This window comes from Actinomadura sp. DC4 (genome assembly GCF_030406325.1).
Classification (GTDB): Bacteria; Actinomycetota; Actinomycetes; order Streptosporangiales; family Streptosporangiaceae; genus Actinoallomurus.
This window is the reverse complement of record NZ_JAUEQY010000045.1, coordinates 26,509-46,672: the sequence shown is the minus strand read 5'-3', so window position 1 is coordinate 46,672 and position 20,164 is coordinate 26,509. Positions and strand designations below refer to the sequence as shown.

Here is a 20,164-nt window from a genome sequence, read left to right as displayed (position 1 = left end):
GTTGTACAACGTACGCAGTCGTGCGTACGGTGTACCCACTGCGCGTACAAGGTACGCAGTAAGAGGAGATCCACGATGAACAGTTCCGAATCGGCCGTCTGGGCCGAGGGCTTGCGCAAGCGCTTCGGGCGCACAGAGGCGCTGCGCGGAGTCGACCTGGAGGTGCCGCGGGGGAGCGTCTTCGGGCTGCTCGGCCCGAACGGCGCCGGCAAGACGACGACGGTGCGGATCCTGGCGACGCTCACGACGCCCGACGCCGGTCAGGCGCGGGTCGCCGGTTACGACGTGCTCCGCGACGCCGACAAGGTGCGCTACCGCATCGGCCTGGCCGGGCAGCACGCCTCGATGGATGAAAAGCTCAGCGGCCGGGACAACCTGCGCCTCTTCGGCCGGCTCTACCACCTGCCGGCCAAGGCCGCCGCCCTGCGTGCGGACGAGCTGCTCACCCGCTTCGGCCTCGCCGACGCCGGCGACCGCCCGGTCCGCACCTACTCCGGCGGCATGCGCCGCCGGATCGACCTGATCTCGAGCCTGATCACGGCGCCGCCGGTGCTGTTCCTGGACGAGCCGACGACCGGGCTGGACCCGCGCAGCCGGGGCGAGATCTGGGAGACGATCAGGGAGCTCGTCGCCGAGGGCACGACCGTGCTGCTGACCACGCAGTACCTCGACGAGGCCGACCAGCTCGCCGACCGCATCGCCGTCGTGGACACCGGCACGGTGATCGCCACGGGCTCCCCGGACGAGCTCAAGGCCGAGATCGGCAGCCGGATCGACGTCGTGGTGCCCGAGACGCAGGGCCTGCCGGAGGCGGTCGCGGTGCTGGCGCGGATCGGCGAGCCCGACACCGACCCGGTGGCCCGGCGGGTGAGCGTGCCCGTCGGCGGCGAGTCGATGAGCCTCCCGGCCGTCGTACGGGAGCTGGACCGCGCGGGCGTCGCGGTCGAGGACGTCGCGGTGCGCCGTCCCACGCTCGACGAGGTGTTCCTCCGCCTGACCGGAAAGATCGAAGAGAAGGTGAGCGGCTGATGGCGTTCGAACTCCCCGCACCCCCGGCGACCGTGGCCGGCCGCGTCCGCTGGGCGCTCGCGGACGGCACCACCGTGGTCTGGCGCAACCTCGTCCAGCTCAAGTCCCAGCCCGGCGAGCTCGTCGGCGCGGTCGTCTTCCCGGCCATCATGATCGTGCTCTTCGGCTATGTCTTCGGAAGTGCGATCAAGGTGCCGGGCGGCGGGAACTACCGGGAGTACCTCCTGCCGGGGCTGTTCGCCATGACCACGCTCACGAGCCTCATGAGCACGATGATGGCGGTCGCCACCGACGCCTCCAAGGGCGTCATGGACCGCTTCCGCTCGATGCCGATGGCCCGGTCCGCCGTGCCGTTCGGGCAGGTCGGAGCGGACATCCTGGTCGGTCTCGTCGGCATGGTCATCCTGGCCGCCTGCGGCCTGGCGGTCGGCTGGCGCATCCACCACGGCATCCTGTCCGCGCTCGCCGCGTTCGGCCTGCTGATCCTGATGCGCTACGCCCTGTCGTGGGCCGGCGTCCTTTTCGGTCTGCTGGTGAAGAACGAGGAGACGGCGGACCAGCTGGTGCCGCTGATCTTCCCGTTCTCGATGCTGTCCAACTCCTTCGTGCCCACCGCGGGGATGCCGGCCTGGCTGCGGACCATCGCGGACTGGAACCCGGTGAGCGCGGCCGTCGCCGCGGCTCGCGACCTGTTCGGCAACCCCGGCGTGCCGCGGTCCGGGCACATCGCCCTGCCGCTGCAGCATCCGGTCGCGGCGACGCTGGTCTGGTCCGTGGGACTGATCATGATCTTCGCTCCGCTGGCGGTCCACCGCTACCGCACGGTCGAGCGCTGAGCCTTTCGGACGGCGGCCGAGCGCTTTACGCTCGCGCAACAAGCCTCCGGTAGGCTGGAGATCGCCGTCGAACCCACGCGGGAGAGACTCCGGCACAGCCAGCGCCGGAGCGCCGAAGGAGCAAACCTCCCCGGAACCTCTCAGGCAAAAGGACCGCGTGGGCCAGGCACCTCTGGAAAGCGGGGTTCGCGGTCATCCGGCCGCCTGCCCTCACCGAAGGTGCAAGCCGCGGCAACCGCGGCGAAGCTCTCAGGTCCAGGTGACAGAGGGGGAGACCGGCCATCGGCATGCCCGGTGGTGCCCGCGCCCGCCCTCTCTGGAAGGCTCCCGATGACCGAGGTCCCCTTCGCCCGCCGCCATATCGGTCCCTCGGCGACCGACCGCGCCGAAATGGCGCAGATCGCCGGATATGACGGTGTCGACGCCCTGATCGACGCCGCCGTGCCCGCCCGGATCCGTACCGGCCGCCCGCTGGAGCTGCCCGCCGCCCTCAGCGAGGTGGACGCGCTGGCGCGACTGCGCGAACTGGCCTCGGGCAACCAGGTCCTCACCTCGATGATCGGCCTGGGCTACTACGGGACGGTCACCCCGGGCGTGATCCTGCGCAACGTGCTGGAGAACCCCGGCTGGTACACCGCGTACACGCCGTACCAGCCGGAGATCTCCCAGGGGCGGCTCGAGGCGCTGCTCAACTTCCAGACCATGGTCGCCGACCTCACCGGGCTGCCGGTCGCGAACGCCTCGCTGCTGGACGAGGGCACCGCCGCGGCCGAGGCGATGACGCTGGCGCACCGGGTGGCGCCACGGGGGAGCGGTGACACCTTCCTCGTCGACGCCGACGTGCTGCCCCAGACGATCGAGGTGATCCGCACCCGCGCGCTGCCCCTCGGCATCGGCGTCGTCGTCGCGGACCTGTCCGGCGGCCTGCCGGAGGAGGACTTCTTCGGCGCGCTGCTGCAGTATCCGGGCGCGAGCGGCGCCGTACGCGACCTGACCGGGCTCGCCGAGGCCGTGCACGACCGCGGCGCCCAGGTCGTGGTCGCCGCCGACCTGCTCGCCCTGACGCTGCTGCGGGCGCCGGGGGAGTTCGGCGCCGACATCGCGGTCGGCACCACCCAGCGCTTCGGCGTGCCGTACGGCTTCGGCGGCCCGCACGCCGGCTACATGGCCGTACGCGACGGCATCCAGCGCCAGCTCCCGGGCCGCCTCGTCGGCGTCTCGCTCGACGGCGACGGCGGCCGGGCGTACCGGCTCGCGCTGCAGACCCGCGAGCAGCACATCCGCCGGGAGAAGGCGACCAGCAACATCTGCACCGCCCAGGTGCTGCTCGCCGTGATGGCGAGCATGTACGCCGTCTACCACGGTCCCGAGGGCCTGACGGGCATCGCCGAGCGCGTGCACGGCCACGCCGCCCGGCTCGCCGCCGGGCTGCGGGACCTCGGATCCGAGGTGGTCCACGAGGCGTTCTTCGACACGGTGCTGGCCCGCGTGCCGGGCCGTACGGAGGAGATCGTCCAGGCCGCCCGCGAGCAGGGGATCAACCTGCGCGCCGTCGACGCCGACCACGTCGGGGTCTCCTGCGACGAGACGACGACGGACGAGCACGTCGCCGGGGTGCTGCGGGCGTTCGGCGGGGCGTCCGCCCCGGACGGGGAGTCCTCGGCGCTGCCTGCGGAGCTGCGGCGCGACAGCGACTTCCTGACCCACCCGGTGTTCCACGCGCACCGCTCGGAGACGGCGATGCTGCGCTACCTGCGCCGGCTCCAGGACAAGGACATCGCGCTGGACCGGTCGATGATCCCGCTCGGCTCCTGCACGATGAAGCTGAACGCCACGACCGAGATGGAGCCGATCACCTGGCCGGAGTTCGCCCAGATCCACCCGTTCGCCCCGCTGGAGCAGGCGCGCGGCTACGTCGAGCTGATCGGTGAGCTGGAGTCCTGGCTCGCCGAGATCACCGGGTACGCGAAGGTGTCGGTGCAGCCGAACGCCGGCTCCCAGGGTGAGCTGGCCGGCCTGCTCGCGGTGCACGGCTACCACGAGGCGCGCGGCGAGGCCCACCGCAACGTGTGCCTGATCCCCTCCTCGGCCCACGGCACCAACGCCGCGAGCGCGGTGATGGCCGGGATGCGCGTGGTCGTCGTCAAGAGCGTCGAGACCGGCGACATCGACCTGGACGACCTGCACGCCAAGATCGACAAGCACCGCGACGACCTTGCCGCGATCATGGTGACCTACCCCTCGACGCACGGCATCTACGAGGAGACGATCAGCGAGGTCTGCAAGAGCGTCCACGACGCCGGGGGACAGGTCTACGTCGACGGCGCCAACCTCAACGCGCTCGTCGGCCTGGCGCGCCTGGGAGAGTTCGGCGCGGACGTCTCCCACCTCAACCTCCACAAGACCTTCTGCATCCCGCACGGCGGCGGCGGCCCGGGCGTCGGCCCGGTGGGCGTGCGCGAGCACCTGGTGCCGCACCTGCCCAACCACCCGCTGCGGCCCGAGGCCGGTCCGGAGACCGGCAGCGGCCCGATCTCGGCGGCCCCGTGGGGCTCGGCGGGCATCCTGCCGATCTCGTGGGCCTACATCGCGATGATGGGCCCCGACGGCCTGCGCGAGGCGACGGAGGCGGCCGTCCTCGCCGCCAACTACGTGGCCAAGCGGCTGGCCGACCACTACCCGGTCCTCTACTCCGGCCGCGGCGGCCTCGTCGCGCACGAGTGCATCATCGACATCCGGAAGATCACCAAGGAGACGAAGGTCACCGCCGAGGACGTCGCCAAGCGGCTCATCGACTACGGCCTGCACGCCCCGACCCTGGCCTTCCCGGTGGCCGGCACGCTGATGATCGAACCGACCGAGAGCGAGGACCGCGCCGAGCTCGACCGCTTCTGCGACGCGATGATCGAGATCCGGCTGGAGATCGAGCGGGTCGCCGCGGGGGACTATGACCCTGACGACAACCCGCTGAAGAACGCCCCGCACACCGCGGCGTCGTTGCTCACCGTCGACTGGAAGCACTCCTACACGCGTGAGGAGGCGGCCTACCCGCTCGCGTCGCTGCGGGAGAACAAGTACTGGTCGCCGGTCCGCCGCATCGACCAGGCGTACGGTGACCGCAACCTCGTCTGCTCCTGCCCACCACCGGAGGCGTTCGAGTCCTGACCGCGCGCCGCCGGGCCGGGCCCTCCGGGGATCCCGGCCCGGCGTACGGAGCAGCGCGCCTCGCGGACGATCGAGACCGCGCGCGCCGGGCCGAGGGCGGATGGGTCTGGCCGGCGCGGCGCGGCGGCGACCTCACGCCGGCGGAGGCCGCCCTGAGCGACTCCCGCGGCGCCGCGCTGATCACGGCCAAGACCGCCGTCACCCTGTACGCGCCGGTGGCCTTCGGCCTGCGGCGTCCGGGTCCTCCCCGTGCGGCGGCGCGACGGGTCGCGGCAGCCCGCTCGATTCCCGACCGCGCGCTGCAGGGGTCGGAAGGCCACCCGCGCGTACGGGGTGGCCGCGGTCAGCCTGCGGCGTTGGTCCCGGGCGTCCGCATGCGGCGGCGCGAGGGTCTCACGCCCCGCCCGACGGCGGCCGTGAGCGGGCGGCCGCGGTCGACGGGCTTGCGTCCGCCTCGCGGTCGGGCCGGCGGCCGACCGCGGACCGGTCGCCGCGGGCGGTCGTGGCCGCGAAGTCCGCGCACCGGCCCGGGACACCTCCCTTCACCGTACGGCGGCGGCGGTTCTCGGTGGCCCGTGCCGGACATGGCCGCGGCGCTGCGGGACTTGACGGCCTTCGTCCCGTTAGGCTCGTCCCACACGCCGCCTACCCCCAAGGGCACGGAAATGAGTGCGAACGACGCCTGTGAGGCGCCGGTGAACACGTCCGGCGACGGGACCCCCCAGAGCTGGAGCGAGTCATGACGACCCCGCCGGACGAGACGGCCGCGAGTCCGTCCACCCGCCTCGACGAGGCACGTGGGCACGCGGAGGGTGGCCGGTTCGACCAGGCCGCCGAGCTGTTCCGCGAAGTGCTGGAGACCGGCGAGGACTCCGAACGGGCGCAGGCGGCCCTCGGCCTGGCGGTCGTGCTCGAAGGCACCGGCGACCATGACGGCGCCCGCGCGGCCGACCGGGTCGCGATCGAGACCCGCGATCCGGAGTACGGCGCGCGCGCCGCCTACCACCTGGCGCTGTCGTGGGAGCGCTCCGGCGAACGCGATGCGGCGCGGGAGGCCTGGCAGGCCGTCGTCGACTTCGGCAACGCCGCCTACCTGCCGCCCGCCCTGCTCGCGCTCGCGCAGCTGGCCGACGAGGACGGCGACGCGGCGCAGGCCTGCGAATGGTGGGAGCGCGTCATCGCCACCCGCGACGAGCGCTTCGCCCCGGTCGCCGCGCACGACCTCGCGCTGCGGCTGCTCGACTGGGGCGAGCCCGCGCGGGCCCAGCGCGCCCTCGACGGCGCGCTGGAGGTGTTCGACCGAAAGCAGGACCCGCAGACGCACGCGCGTCTCGCGGTCAACCTCGGCATCGCCCACCTGGAGCAGGCGATCGCGGCCTTCGGCAGCGTCACGCCGACCGACGAGGCCGACCCGGAGGTCGTGCCGCTCGCCATCGAGCTGCTGGCGCGCACGCTCCCGCTGCGCGGCCGTGACGAGTCGGCGCAGGAGGTGTGGCGCCGCGGCCTGGCCGACCCCGAGCTCGGCGAGCACGTACGCGCCCGGCTGCGGCGCACGTTCGCCGCGGACGGCGGCGAGCACCTGTGGTGGGAGGACGACATCGAGGCCGCGCTGCGCGCGGGCGCACTCCCGGTGCTGACCGGTGAGGTGTTCGGCGCGCTCGACCACATCTACGCGCTGGCCGCCATGCGCTACGCGGAGGGCACGGACGGCCTGCCCGAAGACGTCCGCGACCTGCTCGAGCAGCTCGTCGGCGTCCCCGCCGGCTACCCCTGGGGAGAGGCCCTGCGCGAGAGCTTCGACGCGCGGCTCGGCGAGGCCGCGGACCCGCGGCCACCCGCGCTGCCCTCCAACTGGCCCGAGGGCGAGTGATCAGTCGGCGATGTCCCGCAGCGCGACCACCTTGGTGATCCGTACGCGGACGAGCAGCTCGCCGGCCACGCCGTTGCGCGTGCCGAACTCCTCGGCGCGCTCGGCGCCCATGTAACGCCCGCCGAGCGCGGTCGCCCAGCGCCGCAGCTCACCGGGGTCCGACGACAGCGACGCGGTGCCCCACAGCGCGACGAAGGAGTACGGCGGCTCGTCGTCGTCCACGCACAGGCTGACGCGCGGATCGCGACGCAGGGCGACGCCCTTGGCGCCCGACTTGTCCGTGGTGAAGACGAGGTCGTCGCCGTCGAGCAGGAACCAGATGGGGGTGACGTGCGGCGCGCCGTCGCCGGTGGTGACCCCGACCTTGCCCGTACGCGTCCCCGCCGAGACGAACGCCCGCCACTCATCCGTGGTCATCTTCGCAGCCATGATCACATTGTGTCCCGTACGGCGGCGGGCCGCACCGGCGAGCGGCCGGACCTGGGGTAGTACGGTGCGTGACATGGAGCCGACGTGGAGATCGTGACGCCGGCCGGGCCGGCCGAGGTCGCGCTGGACCATCCGCCAGACCGCGAGGACGCGGCGTTCCTGCTGTTCCTCACCCACGGCTCGAACGGCGGGGTGGACGCGCCCGACCTGCTCGCCGTGCGCGAGGAGGCGCTACGGCTGGGCGGCGCGGTGGCCGGGGTCACACAGCCCTACCGCCTGGCGGGCCGGCGCTCGCCGGGGGCGGCGGACGGGCAGGACGAGGCGTGGCTGCGCGTCGTCGCGCAGGTACGTGAGCCGTTCGGCGACGTGCCGCTGATCCAGTGCGGGCGCAGCAACGGAGCCCGGGTGGCGTGCCGTACGGCACTGAAGGCCGGCGCGCGCGGCGTGCTCGCGCTGGCGTTCCCGCTACGTCCGCCGTGGAACCCGGCGAAGACGAGAGAGGGCGAGCTGCGCGGCGCGGGAGTGGAGGTCGTGGTCGTCAACGGCGACCGCGACCCGTTCGGAGTCCCGGATCCGGCCGACGCGACGTGCGTGCACGTCGCGACAGGGGAGCGGCACGATCTCGCCCGAAACCCGTCAAGGGTCGGAGCGGTCGCAGCCGAGTGGCTGGGTCGGTGGAGCGGTCAGAGCTGAATCCCCCGAGGATGATCACCTGAAAGAACTAGTCCCCCGTGAACGAGGAACGAGTCAGGCCGCCGATGGAGCAGGAAGGTCCGTCGGTCGGTGTGGAGCGATGATTTCCCCGTCAGGAAGCAGCTCGCCAGTGTCCTCGAACAGCACGATGCCGTTGCAGAGGAGACTCCACCCTTGTTCGGGGTGACACGTGACGGTGCGTGCGGCCTCACGGTCACGCGCCGTCGCGTTAGGACATGGCGGCTGATGTTGGCACATCCGCGTGCCTCCGGTCTTGACTACTGGGTCGATGTGCGGTGTGTGTCTCTTCCAGTGAGACGTTGTCAAGTGTGCTGTGGTTCACCTCGCGGCGACATAGCACGGCCGGGGGGTTTTCCAGTTGGCCCCTTCGCCTCCCAGTACTCACCGGTGACACAGATCACTTTACGGCTTATCGGTCCACACTCGCATCAATAACGGCCAAAGAACAACTCTTGGTGCAGACCGCGACTCTGTTCGAGTTTCCATGATCAGTCTTGAATCTCCGCCCTAGGATGCTGTACTGCGTCGGAGGGAAGGGGAGCCCGCGTGCGCATCGCCGTGTTCGTCACGTGCTGGGGGGATGCGCTGTTTCCCGCCACCGGACGGGCCGTCGTCGGTCTGCTCGAACACCTCGGACACGAGGTCACCTTCGAGGCGGCGCAGACCTGCTGCGGTCAACTGCACTGGACCACCGGATACCACCCGGAGGCGACCGCGCTCGCGCGCCGGTTCGCCGAGATCTTCCGCGGTCACGACGTGGTCGTGACCCCGTCCGCCTCGTGCGCCGCCACGGTGCGGACGGCCTATCCGCGCATGGACCCGGCCCTGGCCGGGTTACCCGTCTGCGAGCTGTCCGAGCTGCTCATCGACGTGCTGGGCGTCACCGACGTCGGCGCGTCCTACCCGCACCGGGTGACCTACCAGCCGACGTGCCAGTCGCTGCGCGCGCTCGGTGTGGGCGACCGGCCGCTGCGGCTCCTGCGCGCGGTCCGCGATCTGGAGCTCGCCGAGCTGCCCGACGCCGGCGAGTGCTGCGGATTCGGCGGAGCCTTCGCGATGAAGAACGCCGACATGTCGGTGGCGATGGTCGCCGACACGATCGCGCGGATCCACGAGACCGGCGCCGACGTCGTGTGCGCCACCGACGACTCCTGCCTCACCCACATCGGCGGTGCGCTGTCCCGTCTGCGCAGCGGCGTACGCGCCGTGCACCTCGCCGAGATCCTCGCGTCGGGGCTCGGCACGGGCGAACGGGCCGACATTCCGGCCGCTTTTCGGTCATCCGATATTGCACCGCGGACGGACGTGCCATGAGGTTCTCCGACGCGGCCCGGCCCGAGCTCGGCGACCCCCGTGGCCGCCGCGTCCGGCGCCGTGCGGCGGCCGACGCGCGGGCGCGCCGCACGGAGGCGGTCAAGGAGGCGCCCGACTGGGAGCTCCTGCGCGAGGCGGGCGCGGCGATCCGCGACCGCACGCTCGGCGACCTCGGCACCCATCTGGAGGCGCTCGAGGCCGCGGTGCTCGACGAGGGCGGGCACGTGCACTGGGCCCGCGACGCCGGCGAGGCGCGCCGGATCGTCCATCGCCTGCTCCCGGCCGACACCGAGGCCGCGCTCGTCCGTTCCGACGTCACCGACGAGATCGGCCTGGCGGGCGGCGAGCCCGGCCCGCACACCAAGGCGGCCGTCGTCGGGGCCGGGTTCCTGGTGGCCGAGACGGGCACGCTCGTCGTCGCCGACCGCGGCGAGGGCCTTACCTTCCCCGCCGCGCTGGTCGTGGTGGCGGGCCTGGAGGACATGGTGCCGGACTGGGCCGACCTGGAGGTGCTGCTCCAGCTGCTGTCCCGCGCGGGCGCCGGCCGCCCGATGCACCCGGCCGTCGCGACCCGCACGGGAGAGTTCGAGCTCGTGCTGGTCGACAACGGCCGTACGAAGGTGCTGGCCGACCCCGTCGGGCGGGAGGCGCTGCGGTGCGTGCACTGCTCGGCCTGCAGCGACGTGTGCCCGGTCTTCGAGCGCGCCGGGCCGCGCCCCTACTCCCCGGGCCGCCCCGGGCCGATCGGCGCGGTGCTCACCCCGCAGGTCCACGGCGTCGAGGCGCCGCTGGCGGCCTCGCTCCCGTTCGCCTCGACGCTGTGCGGCGCCTGCGGCGACGTGTGCCCGGTGAAGATCGACATTCCCGGGCTGCTCGCGCACCTGCGCGGGCGCGTCGTGGAGTCGCGCCGCGCCCGTCCGGTGCCGACGCCCGAGCTGCTGCTGATGCGCGGCGTCGCGTGGAGCATGGCCGACCAGCGCCGCTACGAGCGCACCCTCGTGCGCCGGGCGCGCTGGGCGCGGTTACTCGCGCGCGACGGGAAGATCCGCCGGCTGCCGGGCCTGCTGGGCAAGTGGACCGACGCCCGCGACCTGCCCGCGCCGCCCCGCCAGACCTTCCGCGCCTGGTGGCGCGCGCGATGAGCGCGCGCGAGGAGATCCTGCGCCGGGTGCGCGCCGCCGCTCCCGGCCGGGACGGCTGCGGCGTCCCCGTGCCGCGCGGCTACCGGCGGCACTCGGAGCTGGCGCGCGGCGACGTGATCGCGCGGTTCGGCGAGCGGGTCGCGGCGGGGCAGGCCGCCGTACGCCACGTGGCCGCCGACGAGCTGGCCGTCGCGATGGCCGCCATGCTGTGGGCGCGCGAGGCCAAGCGCGTCGCGGTCCCCGCCGACCTGCCACGCGCCTGGCTCACCGGCCTAGACGGAGTGCGCCCGCTCGCCGACGACCCGCCGCTCGACCCGGCCGCGCTGGCCGAGATGGACGGCGTGGTCACCGGCTGCGCGCTCGCCATCGCCGAGACCGGCACCGTCGTGCTCGACGGCGGGCGCGGGCAGGGGCGCCGCGCGCTCACCCTGATCCCGCGCCACCACCTGTGCGTCGTGCACGCCGACCAGATCGTGGGCACCGTGCCGGAGGCGGTCCGGCGCCTCGACCCGTACCACCCGCTGAGCTGGATCAGCGGCCCGCCGGAGGGGCGGACGCTGGAGATCCTCATCGTCGAGGACTGAGTCGAGGACTGAGTCGAGGACTGATCAGTGGGCCCGTGCCGCGTGCTCGCAGGCCCAGGCCGGTCCGAGCTCGCCGAGCGTGTAGCCGCCGGGGTAGGTGCGCGGCCGCGGCCGCTTCGGCAGGAACTCCGGGCGGGCGGGCATCAGCCGTACGAGCAGCGCGCGGGCGCGCAGCCCCCGGTCCGCGGCGACCTCCATCGCGCGCGGCGCGCTTCCAAGGCCGAGGGCCTGCCGCAGGGGCGCGTCGGTCATGGCGAGCACGCCCTGGCGCGCGAGCGGCCGGGCGAAGCGGGGGAACCAGCCCTGGAAGATCGCGATCGTCGCCTCGGCCACCCGCCGGTTCGGCTCGCTGTAGGCGTAGTGCTTGCGCTCGTAGTCGTCCATGAGCGAGGAGAACTCCTCGTAGGTGCGCGGGACGCCCTTCAGCCCCATGAGACGGCCCATGTGGCGGAAGTTGTTGACCGTGGCCCGTACCTCGTGCCGGCTGTAGGGCCGCCAGCCGTACTTTGAGATCCAGCGCACCGGCACGACCACGAACGTCGACAGGACGTACAGGAAGTCGTCGTTGCTGATCGGATAGCGGCCGTGGATCTTGTTCATCCGGCGGACCGCGGCCCGGCCCTGGGTGGAGTCCATGCCGCCGTCGCGCGTCGTCTCGTACAGCAGGACGACGGTGTCGTCGTAGCGCTTTTGCCCCCGGTCGGTGAACTCACCGGTGCGGTCGAGCAGGCCGCCGATCGAGGGCACCGCGTAGGTGCGGAACAGCGCCAGCTCGAGCGCCCGGGTGACCTCCCAGGGGAACTCGTACTCCGCGCTCAGCCGGTAGATCTCCTGGTAGTCGCGCTCGGGGTCGAGCCGCTGAATCCGCCGAAGCCGGGAGTATCGCGCCATCCAGCCCCTCCGGGGTGAGTGTCTCGGCGAGCCGATCGTACGGGAGAGGCCCGGCCCTGTGCAGTGGCATGGCTCACAGTGACGGAACGGATGCTCTTCGTGTGTCGGACTCAGGCGAACCCGGCGAGGACGCCGTCGAGGCCCGCGAGGAAACGGGCGTCCTGGTCGAGGCCGGCCGGCGTCGTCTCGGCGGCGCGTTCGCGCGCCTCGAGGGCGACGGTGCCGAGCAGGTAGCCCAGCACCGTGTGCGCGCCGACCGCCGCCTCGGCCTCGGTCCGGCCGGCGGTGCGCAGCAGGTCCTGGACGGACTGCGTCGTGGCGGCCAGCGCGCCCGGGTTGCGGCGCGTCACGATGAGCGGCATCACGCCGACGTGGTCGAGGAGGCGTTCGCGGTAGCCGCCCGCCCAGGACCGCAGCCGGTCCCGGGCGCTGCCGGCGCCCGGCGGCACCGGATGCGCGGCGACGTAGGCGATCAGCTGCTCCAGCAGCTGCTCCTTGCCGTGGGGGAGGTGGTGGTAGATCGCCATCGCCTCCACTTCGAGGGCGTCGCCGAGCCGGCGCATGGTCAGGCGGCTGAGGCCCTGTCCGTCGATGAGATGGAGCGCGGTCTCGATGATGCGCTCACGGGTGAGCGGCGGTCTCTGGGACATGGACGCACCTTACTATGTAAAGGCGACGGCCCGGAAGTGTCCCAACCGCATGTCACCCCCCGCCACCCTCTACTCTTGGGCACGGACCGCAACAAGGGAGAGGAGCGCCGTCATGAGCCTGGGTCGCAAGACGAGCCCGGAGGTCGCCGAGCGCTACGCCGCCGACAAGGAGCTTGCCGCCGGACTGAGCGACAGGCTCGACGGCGCGCAGGAGGCGGAAGCCCGCCTCCGCTCCGCCCAGGCCGAGCGCCGCCCGTCCGGCGAGGTGCGACCGCTCGCGATCGGCTTCGAGCGCGCGCTCTACGACGCGATCGCCGCGGCCGACGCCGCCGAGCGCGTCGCCATGGGGACCAAGACCTACGAGCACGGCGACGCCAAGCAGCGCCGTGCCGCCCAGATCGCCGCGCGCCGGGCGCGCGCCAAGCCGTCCGTCCGCCCCTACACGGACGAGGTCGACCGCCTGCGCACGCTCCGCGAGACGCACAAGCTGACCTTCCGCACCAGCCCGTCGGTCGCGAGCTGAGACCGGGCCGTTCGCCGTTGCCCGCCGTCTCGTAGATCGTTCGCTTGCATCGGGTCATCAGCACGGTGACCTGACCGCACACCATGCCGCCCGGTGTGCACACTGGGCGGCAGACGTTGATCGTCTCGTGCGCGCGACCAGCGTGAACACGGCTCGATGGCATGGGCCGTCCGGCTCTGAGAACCCACCAGCTCAGGGAAATCGTCGTGGGCCACGGCGCCCGGTCCGCTTGCGGCGAAGCGAGTCAGTAGGAAGTGCTCTGTCCGGGGGGATCATTTGGAGCGCAGGCCGCCGCCAGACCGGCGCGACCTCCTGCACGCGTGCAGAGAGGGCGTCGTCGCGATCTGTGAGCTGGCCGCGCACTTCTCGGACTGGTCGGTGCCGACGCCCTGCCGGGAGTGGGCCGCGATCGACCTCGCCGGGCACCTGCGCTGCGTCGCGGAGAACTTCCATGAGTACCTCAACGACGCGCCGGACAGCCGCCTTTCCCGCCTGTTCGCCCAGGACGCGCCCGCCGCGCTCCTCGTACGCCAGTTGTCCCGGCAGAACGCCGCCGAGCTGGCCGTGCTGTCCGCCGCCACGGGACGCGAGCACATCGTGGCGTTCGCGGTCTCGGCTGAGGCGTACGCCGACCGGTTGCCGGACGTATGGGACGAACCCTACCTGTCCTACCGCGGCACCAAGCTGACAACGGGCGACTACGCCGGCGCGGTGTGCGTCGAATGGCACCTGCACGCGTGGGATCTGGCCCGCGCGCTCGACAAGGACCACCGCCCGAGCCGCCCGGACGTCGTCGAGGCCGCCTGGCGTACGGGCGTGCCCCACCTGCCCGCACCCATGGGCGGCGACCGCTGGGAGGCCGTCCTGCGCGCCTCCGGTCGCGCCCCGGACTGGCAGCCCGCCTGAGCGGCGTCTCGCGCTCGCGGCTTGCGCGCAGACCGGTGTTTCATCGGCGTGTCGCGCTACGCTCGAAAGCGTGGGCGGACACGTCAAGTGCGGGTGTGGTACAAGAACCGTCACCTGTTTCTTGTAACGCCCCCGCACCGACGCATCGGGAGGTGAGGCGTCAGACTGTCGGGCACCCCTCGGTGGAAGGCTGGACCGTGTTCTTCTGGTTGCTCAAGCACATCCTGCTTGGTCCGTTCCTGCGCCTGCTGTTCCGGCCCAAGGTCTCCGGCACGGTCCCCAAGGGGCCGGGCATCATCGCCGCCAACCACCTCTCGTTCTGCGACTCGCTCTTCCTGCCGCTCGTCGTGCCGGGACAGCTGGTCTTCATCGGCAAGGACGACTACTTCGTCCGCAAGGGGATCAAGGGCCGCGTGATGGCCGCCTTCTTCCGCGGCGTCGGCACGATCCCGGTCGACCGCCGGGGCGGGTCGGAGGCCGCCGACGCGCTGGAGACCGCGCTGCGCGTGCTCAAGGAGGGCCGGCTGTTCGGCATCTACCCGGAGGGCACCCGGTCACCGGACGGGCGGCTCTACCGCGGCAAGACCGGCGTGGCGCGCCTCGCGGTGGAGTCCGGCGCTCCGGTCCACCCCTGCGCCCTCATCGGCACCGACGACATCCAGCCCACCGGCTACCGGATGCCGCGCAAGATCATGCGCCCGGTGATCCGGTTCGGCGAGCCGCTGAGCTACTCCGAGGGCGCCGACCTGCGCAAGGCCACCGACGAGATCGTGGCGGCCATCCAGGCGCTGTCGGGGCAGGAGTACGTCGACGTCTACGCCTCCTCGGTGAAGAAGGGCGACGTCAAGACGGACTGACGAAGCCGGACTCGTAGGCCAGGATCACGGCCTGCGTACGGTCGCGGGCGTGGAGTTTGGCCAGAAGGTTGCCCACGTGCGTCTTGACCGTCTCCACGCTCACCACGAGCTCGCCGGCGATCTCGGCGTTCGACCGGCCCCGCGCCATCAGCTCCAGCACCTCGCCCTCGCGGTCGGTCAGGCGGGCCCGCCGCAGCCGGTCGGCCTCGCGCCCGCGGTCCGCGTGCCGGGCCGCGAGCCCGCGGATCGCGGCCGGGAACAGCAGTGAGTCACTGACCGCGACGGTGCGCAGCGCCTGGAGGATCTCCTCGGGGCGGGCGCGTTTGAGCAGGAAGCCGCTCGCGCCGGCGCGCAAGGCCTCGTACACATAGTCGTCGTTCTCGAACGTCGTGATGACGAGGATCCGCGGTGGGTCGGGGACCGCGCCGAGGATGGTCCGCGTCGCCTGGATGCCGTCGACCGCGGGCATCCGGACGTCCATCATCACCACGTCCGGGCGCAGGCTGCGCACCATCGGCAGCACCTCCGCGCCGTCGCCGGCCTCGCCGACGACCGTGAAGCCGGGCTCGGCGTCGATGATGGCCCGCAGCCCGGTGCGGATCAGCACCTCATCGTCCACGATCAGAACGTCCGTCACCGGTCCCTCACACTCCCGCACGCCGATTGTCGTCGTCCGCCGGGGTTTCGCCGCCCGACCACGGCACCACGGGGATGGCGACGAAGACCCGCCAGCGCCCGTCGTCGATCCCGGCGCTCATCCGGCCCCCGAGGATGGTGACACGCTCGCGGACGCCGCGCAGCCCGCGACCGCCGCCGGCGCGGGCCGGGCCCGCGCCGGCGACCGGGTTGACCATCTCGAGCTCGAGGCGGGAGCCGGTGACCGCCAGCCGTACGGTGACCCGCACCTTGCCGGCGTGGCGGAGCGCGTTGGTCAGGCCCTCCTGCACGATCCGGTACGCCTCGCGCGACACGACCGGCGGGACCTCCTCGACCGGCCCGATCCGCGCGTCGACCTCGACGCCCGCCGACCGGGTCTGGCCGAAGAGCCCGCCGAGGTCGGCGAGCGTACGCTGCGGCGTCTTGGCGCTCACGTCCTCGCGCAGCAGGCCGAGGACGTGGTCGAGGTCCTCCAGGGCGGTGCGCCCGGTCTCCTCGATCGCGGTGAGCGCCCGGCGGGCGAACTCCGGGTCGGTGTCGAGCAGCCGCGCGGCCGCGGCGGCCTGCAGCGTGGTGACGGTCAGCGCGTGGCCGACCGAGTCGTGCAGGTCCCGCGCCAGCCGGTTGCGCTCCATCAGCTGCTCGGCCTGGCGTTCGAGCCGGGCCAGCCGGTCGGCGGGGGAGGGCCCGAGCAGGATCGGCGCGAGCCGCGCGAACAGCGCGCCGACGCCGGCGCCCAGGTAGACGATCGCGGGCAGCACGACCAGGGCGAGCGTCACCGACCAGACCGGCTCGAACGTCAGGGGCCGGCCGAGGAACCGCCGGCCGAGGTCGTGCTCGGTGAACGGCGCCTCCAGCAGGTAGATCACCGCGGGCACGCCGACCACCACGGTGAACCCGGCCGAGCCGCCGAACCCGATGTGCAGCAGCCACCACACGGCCGTACGCCGCCGCGAGCGCCACGAGCGCAGGCCCTCCGGCGTCTCATGCGGAAGCGCCACGCCCAGCAGTGTCTCGGCCGCGGTCCGGCACAGGACGCGTACGGCCGGGAGGAAGGCCACCGCGCCGGAGATCACCATGAAGGCGAACAGCATCGACAGCCCCTCGAAGAGGCTGTGGGTGGTCTGCTGACGGTAGGAGTCCATGACCGACGCGAACGCGGCGTAGATCAGGAGGTAGGGGACGAGGAGCGCGGTGCCGCCGAGCAGGAAGGTCCAGCGCCGGTACGTGACGACGCTGACCAGCGGGCGGACCACGGATCTCATGCCCCAGATCCTCGCAGAGCGCGCCGCGTGTCACCTCCCCCGGACGAGCGAGGTAGACGGGCGCGCCGGACTGGCGGAATAACGGCGCCGTGTTATACGCTTACCGTAGCGCTGAAGATTCCGGATTACTTCGGATAGGCGTTTCCCGGCCGTGAGGCTGAGGTCTGTACCCCCCACATCACTCCTCGCGGGCGGTAAATCTTCCTCCTGAGATCGCTCTCGTGAACCTCTGGCGTACGCAGGGCGTACGCGTTCCCGGGTCGCCTTTTCTCTTCCCTTGTGACGGCGCGCGTTGCCGCGTGCCCTTTTCGGCCTTTCTTCGCGAAGGCTTCTCTCCGAAAGGACCCTGATGACCACCATTACCACCGAAAGGCCCGCCGCACCCGATGGGACGGCCGGCCAGGAGAACCCCTCGACCCCTGTGTCGGGCATCGTCGACATCGACGACAAGCACGCGTTCGTACGGACCTCCGGCTATCTGGCCGGCCCCGGCGACACCTATCTCTCCCTCGCCCAGGTCACGAAGTACGGCCTGCGCCAGGGCGACCACGTCGAAGGCATGGCACGCGGCCCCCGGCCGGGGAACCGCCGGGAGAAGTTCCGCACCATCGTCCGCCTCGACACCGTCAACGGCCTGCCCGCCCACCGCGCGGCCGCACGGCCGAAATTCGCCGAGCTCACGCCTCTCTACCCGCAGGAGCGGCTGCGCCTGGAGACCGCCCCGAACGAACTCATCGGGCGCGTCACCGACCTGGTCGCGCCCATCGGGAAAGGCCAGCGCGGCCTCATCGTCGCCCCGCCGAAAGCGGGCAAGACGATGATCCTGCAAGCCATCGCCAAGGCGATCCGGGCCAACGACCCGGACTGCCACGTGATGATCGTGCTGGTCGACGAACGCCCCGAAGAGGTCACCGACATGCGGCGCTCGGTCGACGCCGAGGTCATCGACTCGACCTTCGACCGCCCGGCGAGCGACCACATCGCCCTGGCCGAGCTCGCCATCGAGCGGGCAAAGCGGCTGGTCGAACTCGGCCACGACGTCGTCGTCATCCTCGACTCGATCACCCGGCTCGGCCGGGCGTACAACATCGCGGCGCCCTCCAGCAGCCGCATCCTGGCCGGCGGCGTCGCCACCACGGCCATCCACCCGCCGCGCCGCTTCCTCGGCGCCGCCCGCAACATCGAGGACGGCGGCTCGCTGACCATCCTCGCGTCGGTGCTCGTGGAGACCGGTTCACGCATGGACGAGGTCTTCTTCGAGGAGTTCAAGGGCACCGGCAACATGGAGCTGCGGCTCCGCCGCGACCTCGCCGACCGGCGCATCTTCCCGGCGGTCGACATCGCGCCCTCCAGCACCCGCCGCGACGACCTGCTCATGTCCCCCGCCGAGCTGGAGACCGTGGGCCGGCTGCGTCAGGTCCTGCACGCGCTCGGCCCTCAGGAGTCCCTCGAACTCCTTATCGGCAAGCTCCGCGACACCTCCTCCAACGCGGAGTTCCTCACCCAGATCCTCCGCGAGGTCGCTCGTTAGTCGACCGTCACGCTCTTGGCCAGGTTGCGGGGCTTGTCGACGTCGTGGCCGAGGGCAACGGCGGCGTGGTACGCCAGGAGCTGGAGCGGGATCGTCAGCAGGATCGGATCGAGCTCTGGCTCGTTCTTGGGCACGACGACCGCGTCCTCGCCCGCCGCGCGATGGCCGATGGTGATCACCCGGCCCTGCCGCGCGCGGATCTCCCCGAGGGTCGAGCGGTTCTTGTCCGCCAGCTCGTCGTCCGGGACGATCGCGACCGTCGGCAGCTCGGGACTGACGAGCGCGAGCGGTCCGTGCTTGAGCTCACTCGCCGGATATGCCTCCGCGTGAACGTAGGAGACCTCTTTCAACTTCTGCGCCCCCTCGCGGGCGACCGGCCAGCCGCGTACGCGGCCCACGAAGAGCATGCTGCGATATTTCGCCAGATCCGTGGCCAGGCCCGCGATCCGGTCCTCCTGCGCCAGAATCTCCTCGATCTGGCCCGGCAGCGCCCGCAGCCCCTCGGCGATCCGCCGCCCGTCGGCGGGCGACAGGTCGTGGATCCGCCCCAGGTGCAGCGCGAGCAGCGCGAACACCACCGCCGTCGAGATGTAGGCCTTGGTCGAGGCCACCGCGATCTCCGGCCCGGCGTGCAGGTACACGCCGCCGTCGCACTCACGGGCGATCGCGCTGCCGACCGCGTTGACGACGCCGAGGACCCGGCCGCCCTTGCGCCGCAGCTCCTGCACGGCGGCGAGCGTGTCGTACGTCTCGCCGGACTGGCTCACCGCGACGTAGAGCGTGTCCGCCTCGACCACCGGGTTGCGGTAGCGGAACTCCGAGGCCGGCTCCGCGTCCGCCGGGATGCGCGCCAGCTCCTCGATGAGCTGCGCGCCCATCTGTCCCGCGTAGTACGCCGAGCCGCAGCCGAGGATCTTCACCCGCCGAATCGCCCGCGCCTCGCGCGGGTCCAGGTCGAGCCCGCCCAGGTGCGCCGTGTGGAACCGCGCGTCGAGCCGCCCGCGCAGTGCCCGCTCGACCGCCGCGGGCTGCTCGTGGATCTCCTTGCGCATGAAGTGCGTGTAGCCCTCGGCGTCGTAGGCCGCCTCCTCGGTCTCGATGACCGACGGCTCCTTGCTCGTGGCCCGCGCGTCGAGCGTCGACGTGCGGAACCCGTCGGGCCGGATCGTGGCGAGCTCGCCGTCGTCCAGGTGCACGACCTGACGCGTGTAGCGGACCAGCGCCGCGACGTCGGAGGCCGCGAACATCTCCTTCTCCCCGATGCCGAGCACGACCGGGCTGCCGTTGCGGGCGACGACGAGGACCCCGGGGTGGCGCGTGTCCACGACGGCGATGCCGTACGTGCCGACGATCTGCGACAGCGCCTCGCGTACGGCGTCCTCCAGATCGGCGGCGTCCGACCGTGCGATCAGGTGCGGCAGGACCTCGCTGTCGGTCTCGGAGACGAGCTCGATCCCGTCGGCGGTGAGCTTGGCACGCAGCTCGTCGGCGTTCTCGATGATCCCGTTGTGCACGACCGCCACGGTTCCGGCGACGTGCGGGTGGGCGTTCGCGTCGCTGGGCTCGCCGTGCGTGGCCCAGCGCGTGTGCCCGATGCCGGCGTTGCCCTTGAACCGCGCGGGCAGCCCGGCCGCCATCGCGGCGACGCGCCCCTCGGCCTTGCGGACCCGGAGGTCACCGGAGCGGCCGGTGACCGCGAGCCCGGCCGAGTCGTACCCGCGGTACTCCAGGCGGGCCAGTCCCTCGGTCAGGATCGGGACGGCGTCCCGCGGTCCGGTGTAAGCCACGATTCCGCACATGG

The 20,164-nt window shown here is 72.4% G+C and carries 18 protein-coding genes, 1 pseudogene and 1 riboswitch; of the genes and pseudogenes, 12 read left to right on the top strand and 7 right to left on the bottom strand.

Annotation, left to right across the window (positions count from 1 at the left end; translation table 11 throughout):
- Window positions 1–75 precede the first annotated feature (75 nt).
- The 4 genes from QWU11_RS43335 (at window position 76) to QWU11_RS43320 (ending at window position 6,900) form a co-directional block, all read left to right on the top strand.
- A complete protein-coding gene (locus QWU11_RS43335) occupies window positions 76–1,029 on the top strand; it encodes an ATP-binding cassette domain-containing protein (RefSeq protein WP_290120427.1) in 954 nt (317 codons plus the stop codon).
- Complete coding sequence (locus tag QWU11_RS43330; protein WP_290120426.1) at window positions 1,029–1,865, top strand: ABC transporter permease; 837 nt, start codon at window positions 1,029–1,031, stop codon at window positions 1,863–1,865. The genes QWU11_RS43335 and QWU11_RS43330 overlap by 1 nt, the downstream gene beginning before the upstream one ends.
- A 68-nt stretch (window positions 1,866–1,933) precedes the next feature.
- A riboswitch (glycine riboswitch) is annotated at window positions 1,934–2,031 on the top strand.
- 164 nt (window positions 2,032–2,195) lie between these two features.
- The gene (gcvP, locus tag QWU11_RS43325) at window positions 2,196–5,030 is read left to right on the top strand and encodes an aminomethyl-transferring glycine dehydrogenase (protein ID WP_290120425.1); all 2,835 of its coding nucleotides are present in this window, start codon (window positions 2,196–2,198) and stop codon (window positions 5,028–5,030) included.
- A 739-nt stretch (window positions 5,031–5,769) separates the two neighbouring features.
- Window positions 5,770–6,900, top strand: a complete 1,131-nt coding sequence (locus tag QWU11_RS43320) for a tetratricopeptide repeat protein (protein WP_290120424.1) — start codon at window positions 5,770–5,772, stop codon at window positions 6,898–6,900.
- On the opposite strand, the gene QWU11_RS43315 is transcribed toward QWU11_RS43320, so the two are convergent.
- A complete protein-coding gene (locus tag QWU11_RS43315) occupies window positions 6,901–7,329 on the bottom strand; it encodes a PPOX class F420-dependent oxidoreductase (RefSeq protein WP_290120423.1) in 429 nt (142 codons plus the stop codon). It abuts the gene before it with no gap.
- 84 nt (window positions 7,330–7,413) lie between these two features.
- On the opposite strand from QWU11_RS43315, the gene QWU11_RS43310 reads away from it, so the two are divergent.
- Entirely contained in the window at window positions 7,414–8,022 is a 609-nt protein-coding gene (locus QWU11_RS43310) for an alpha/beta family hydrolase (protein ID WP_290120422.1), read from the top strand.
- Between the two features lie 54 nt (window positions 8,023–8,076).
- Here the strand turns inward: QWU11_RS43310 and QWU11_RS43305 are convergent, their stop codons facing one another.
- Window positions 8,077–8,280 (bottom strand): DUF5999 family protein, encoded by a 204-nt coding sequence (locus QWU11_RS43305; protein WP_290120421.1) that lies wholly within the window; start codon window positions 8,278–8,280, stop codon window positions 8,077–8,079.
- A 309-nt stretch (window positions 8,281–8,589) separates the two neighbouring features.
- Between QWU11_RS43305 and QWU11_RS43300 the strand changes: the two genes are divergently transcribed.
- From QWU11_RS43300 to QWU11_RS43290, 3 genes are read left to right on the top strand one after another with little or no spacing between them, the layout of a single operon-like run.
- Window positions 8,590–9,357 carry a (Fe-S)-binding protein gene (locus QWU11_RS43300; protein ID WP_290120420.1) on the top strand — a complete coding sequence of 256 codons (768 nt, stop codon included), beginning with the start codon at window positions 8,590–8,592 and terminating at the stop codon, window positions 9,355–9,357.
- Complete coding sequence (locus QWU11_RS43295; RefSeq protein WP_290120419.1) at window positions 9,354–10,499, top strand: 4Fe-4S dicluster domain-containing protein; 1,146 nt, start codon at window positions 9,354–9,356, stop codon at window positions 10,497–10,499. The genes QWU11_RS43300 and QWU11_RS43295 overlap by 4 nt, the downstream gene beginning before the upstream one ends.
- Window positions 10,496–11,083, top strand: a complete 588-nt coding sequence (locus QWU11_RS43290) for an LUD domain-containing protein (protein ID WP_290120418.1) — start codon at window positions 10,496–10,498, stop codon at window positions 11,081–11,083. The genes QWU11_RS43295 and QWU11_RS43290 overlap by 4 nt, the downstream gene beginning before the upstream one ends.
- A gap of 24 nt (window positions 11,084–11,107) precedes the next feature.
- Here QWU11_RS43290 and QWU11_RS43285 read toward each other — a convergent pair whose 3' ends face one another.
- Together QWU11_RS43285 and QWU11_RS43280 are read right to left on the bottom strand one after the other, a co-directional pair.
- The gene (locus QWU11_RS43285; protein WP_290120417.1) at window positions 11,108–11,974 is read right to left on the bottom strand and encodes an oxygenase MpaB family protein; all 867 of its coding nucleotides are present in this window, start codon (window positions 11,972–11,974) and stop codon (window positions 11,108–11,110) included.
- Between the two features lie 110 nt (window positions 11,975–12,084).
- On the bottom strand, window positions 12,085–12,624 hold the full coding sequence (locus QWU11_RS43280) for a TetR family transcriptional regulator (protein ID WP_290120416.1): 540 nt from the start codon (window positions 12,622–12,624) through the stop codon (window positions 12,085–12,087).
- Window positions 12,625–12,736: 112 nt separating this feature from the next.
- Here QWU11_RS43280 and QWU11_RS43275 point away from each other — a divergent pair, with 112 nt between their 5' ends.
- The 3 genes from QWU11_RS43275 to QWU11_RS43265 all read left to right on the top strand — a co-directional run bounded on the left by QWU11_RS43275 (window position 12,737) and on the right by QWU11_RS43265 (window position 14,910).
- Window positions 12,737–13,147, top strand: a complete 411-nt coding sequence (locus QWU11_RS43275; RefSeq protein ID WP_290120415.1) for a plectin — start codon at window positions 12,737–12,739, stop codon at window positions 13,145–13,147.
- Window positions 13,148–13,423: 276 nt separating this feature from the next.
- Window positions 13,424–14,053: a maleylpyruvate isomerase N-terminal domain-containing protein gene (locus tag QWU11_RS43270; RefSeq protein WP_290120414.1), complete on the top strand. Its 630-nt coding sequence runs from the start codon at window positions 13,424–13,426 to the stop codon at window positions 14,051–14,053.
- A 152-nt stretch (window positions 14,054–14,205) separates the two neighbouring features.
- Window positions 14,206–14,910 carry a lysophospholipid acyltransferase family protein gene (locus tag QWU11_RS43265; RefSeq protein WP_290120413.1) on the top strand — a complete coding sequence of 235 codons (705 nt, stop codon included), beginning with the start codon at window positions 14,206–14,208 and terminating at the stop codon, window positions 14,908–14,910.
- On the opposite strand, the gene QWU11_RS43260 is transcribed toward QWU11_RS43265, so the two are convergent.
- Window positions 14,897–15,547 carry a response regulator transcription factor gene (locus QWU11_RS43260; protein ID WP_290120412.1) on the bottom strand — a complete coding sequence of 217 codons (651 nt, stop codon included), beginning with the start codon at window positions 15,545–15,547 and terminating at the stop codon, window positions 14,897–14,899. The genes QWU11_RS43265 and QWU11_RS43260 overlap by 14 nt on opposite strands.
- Before the next feature lie 7 nt (window positions 15,548–15,554).
- Window positions 15,555–16,832 carry a histidine kinase gene (locus QWU11_RS43255; protein WP_290120411.1) on the bottom strand — a complete coding sequence of 426 codons (1,278 nt, stop codon included), beginning with the start codon at window positions 16,830–16,832 and terminating at the stop codon, window positions 15,555–15,557.
- A 400-nt stretch (window positions 16,833–17,232) separates the two neighbouring features.
- Between QWU11_RS43255 and rho the strand changes: the two are divergent.
- A pseudogene (rho, locus tag QWU11_RS43250) lies at window positions 17,233–18,363 on the top strand (transcription termination factor Rho); the annotation flags it as partial.
- On the opposite strand, the gene glmS reads toward rho, so the two are convergent.
- Window positions 18,360–20,162: a glutamine--fructose-6-phosphate transaminase (isomerizing) gene (gene glmS, locus QWU11_RS43245; RefSeq protein WP_290120410.1), complete on the bottom strand. Its 1,803-nt coding sequence runs from the start codon at window positions 20,160–20,162 to the stop codon at window positions 18,360–18,362. The pseudogene rho and the gene glmS sit on opposite strands and share 4 nt — an antisense overlap.
- Window positions 20,163–20,164 lie beyond the last annotated feature (2 nt).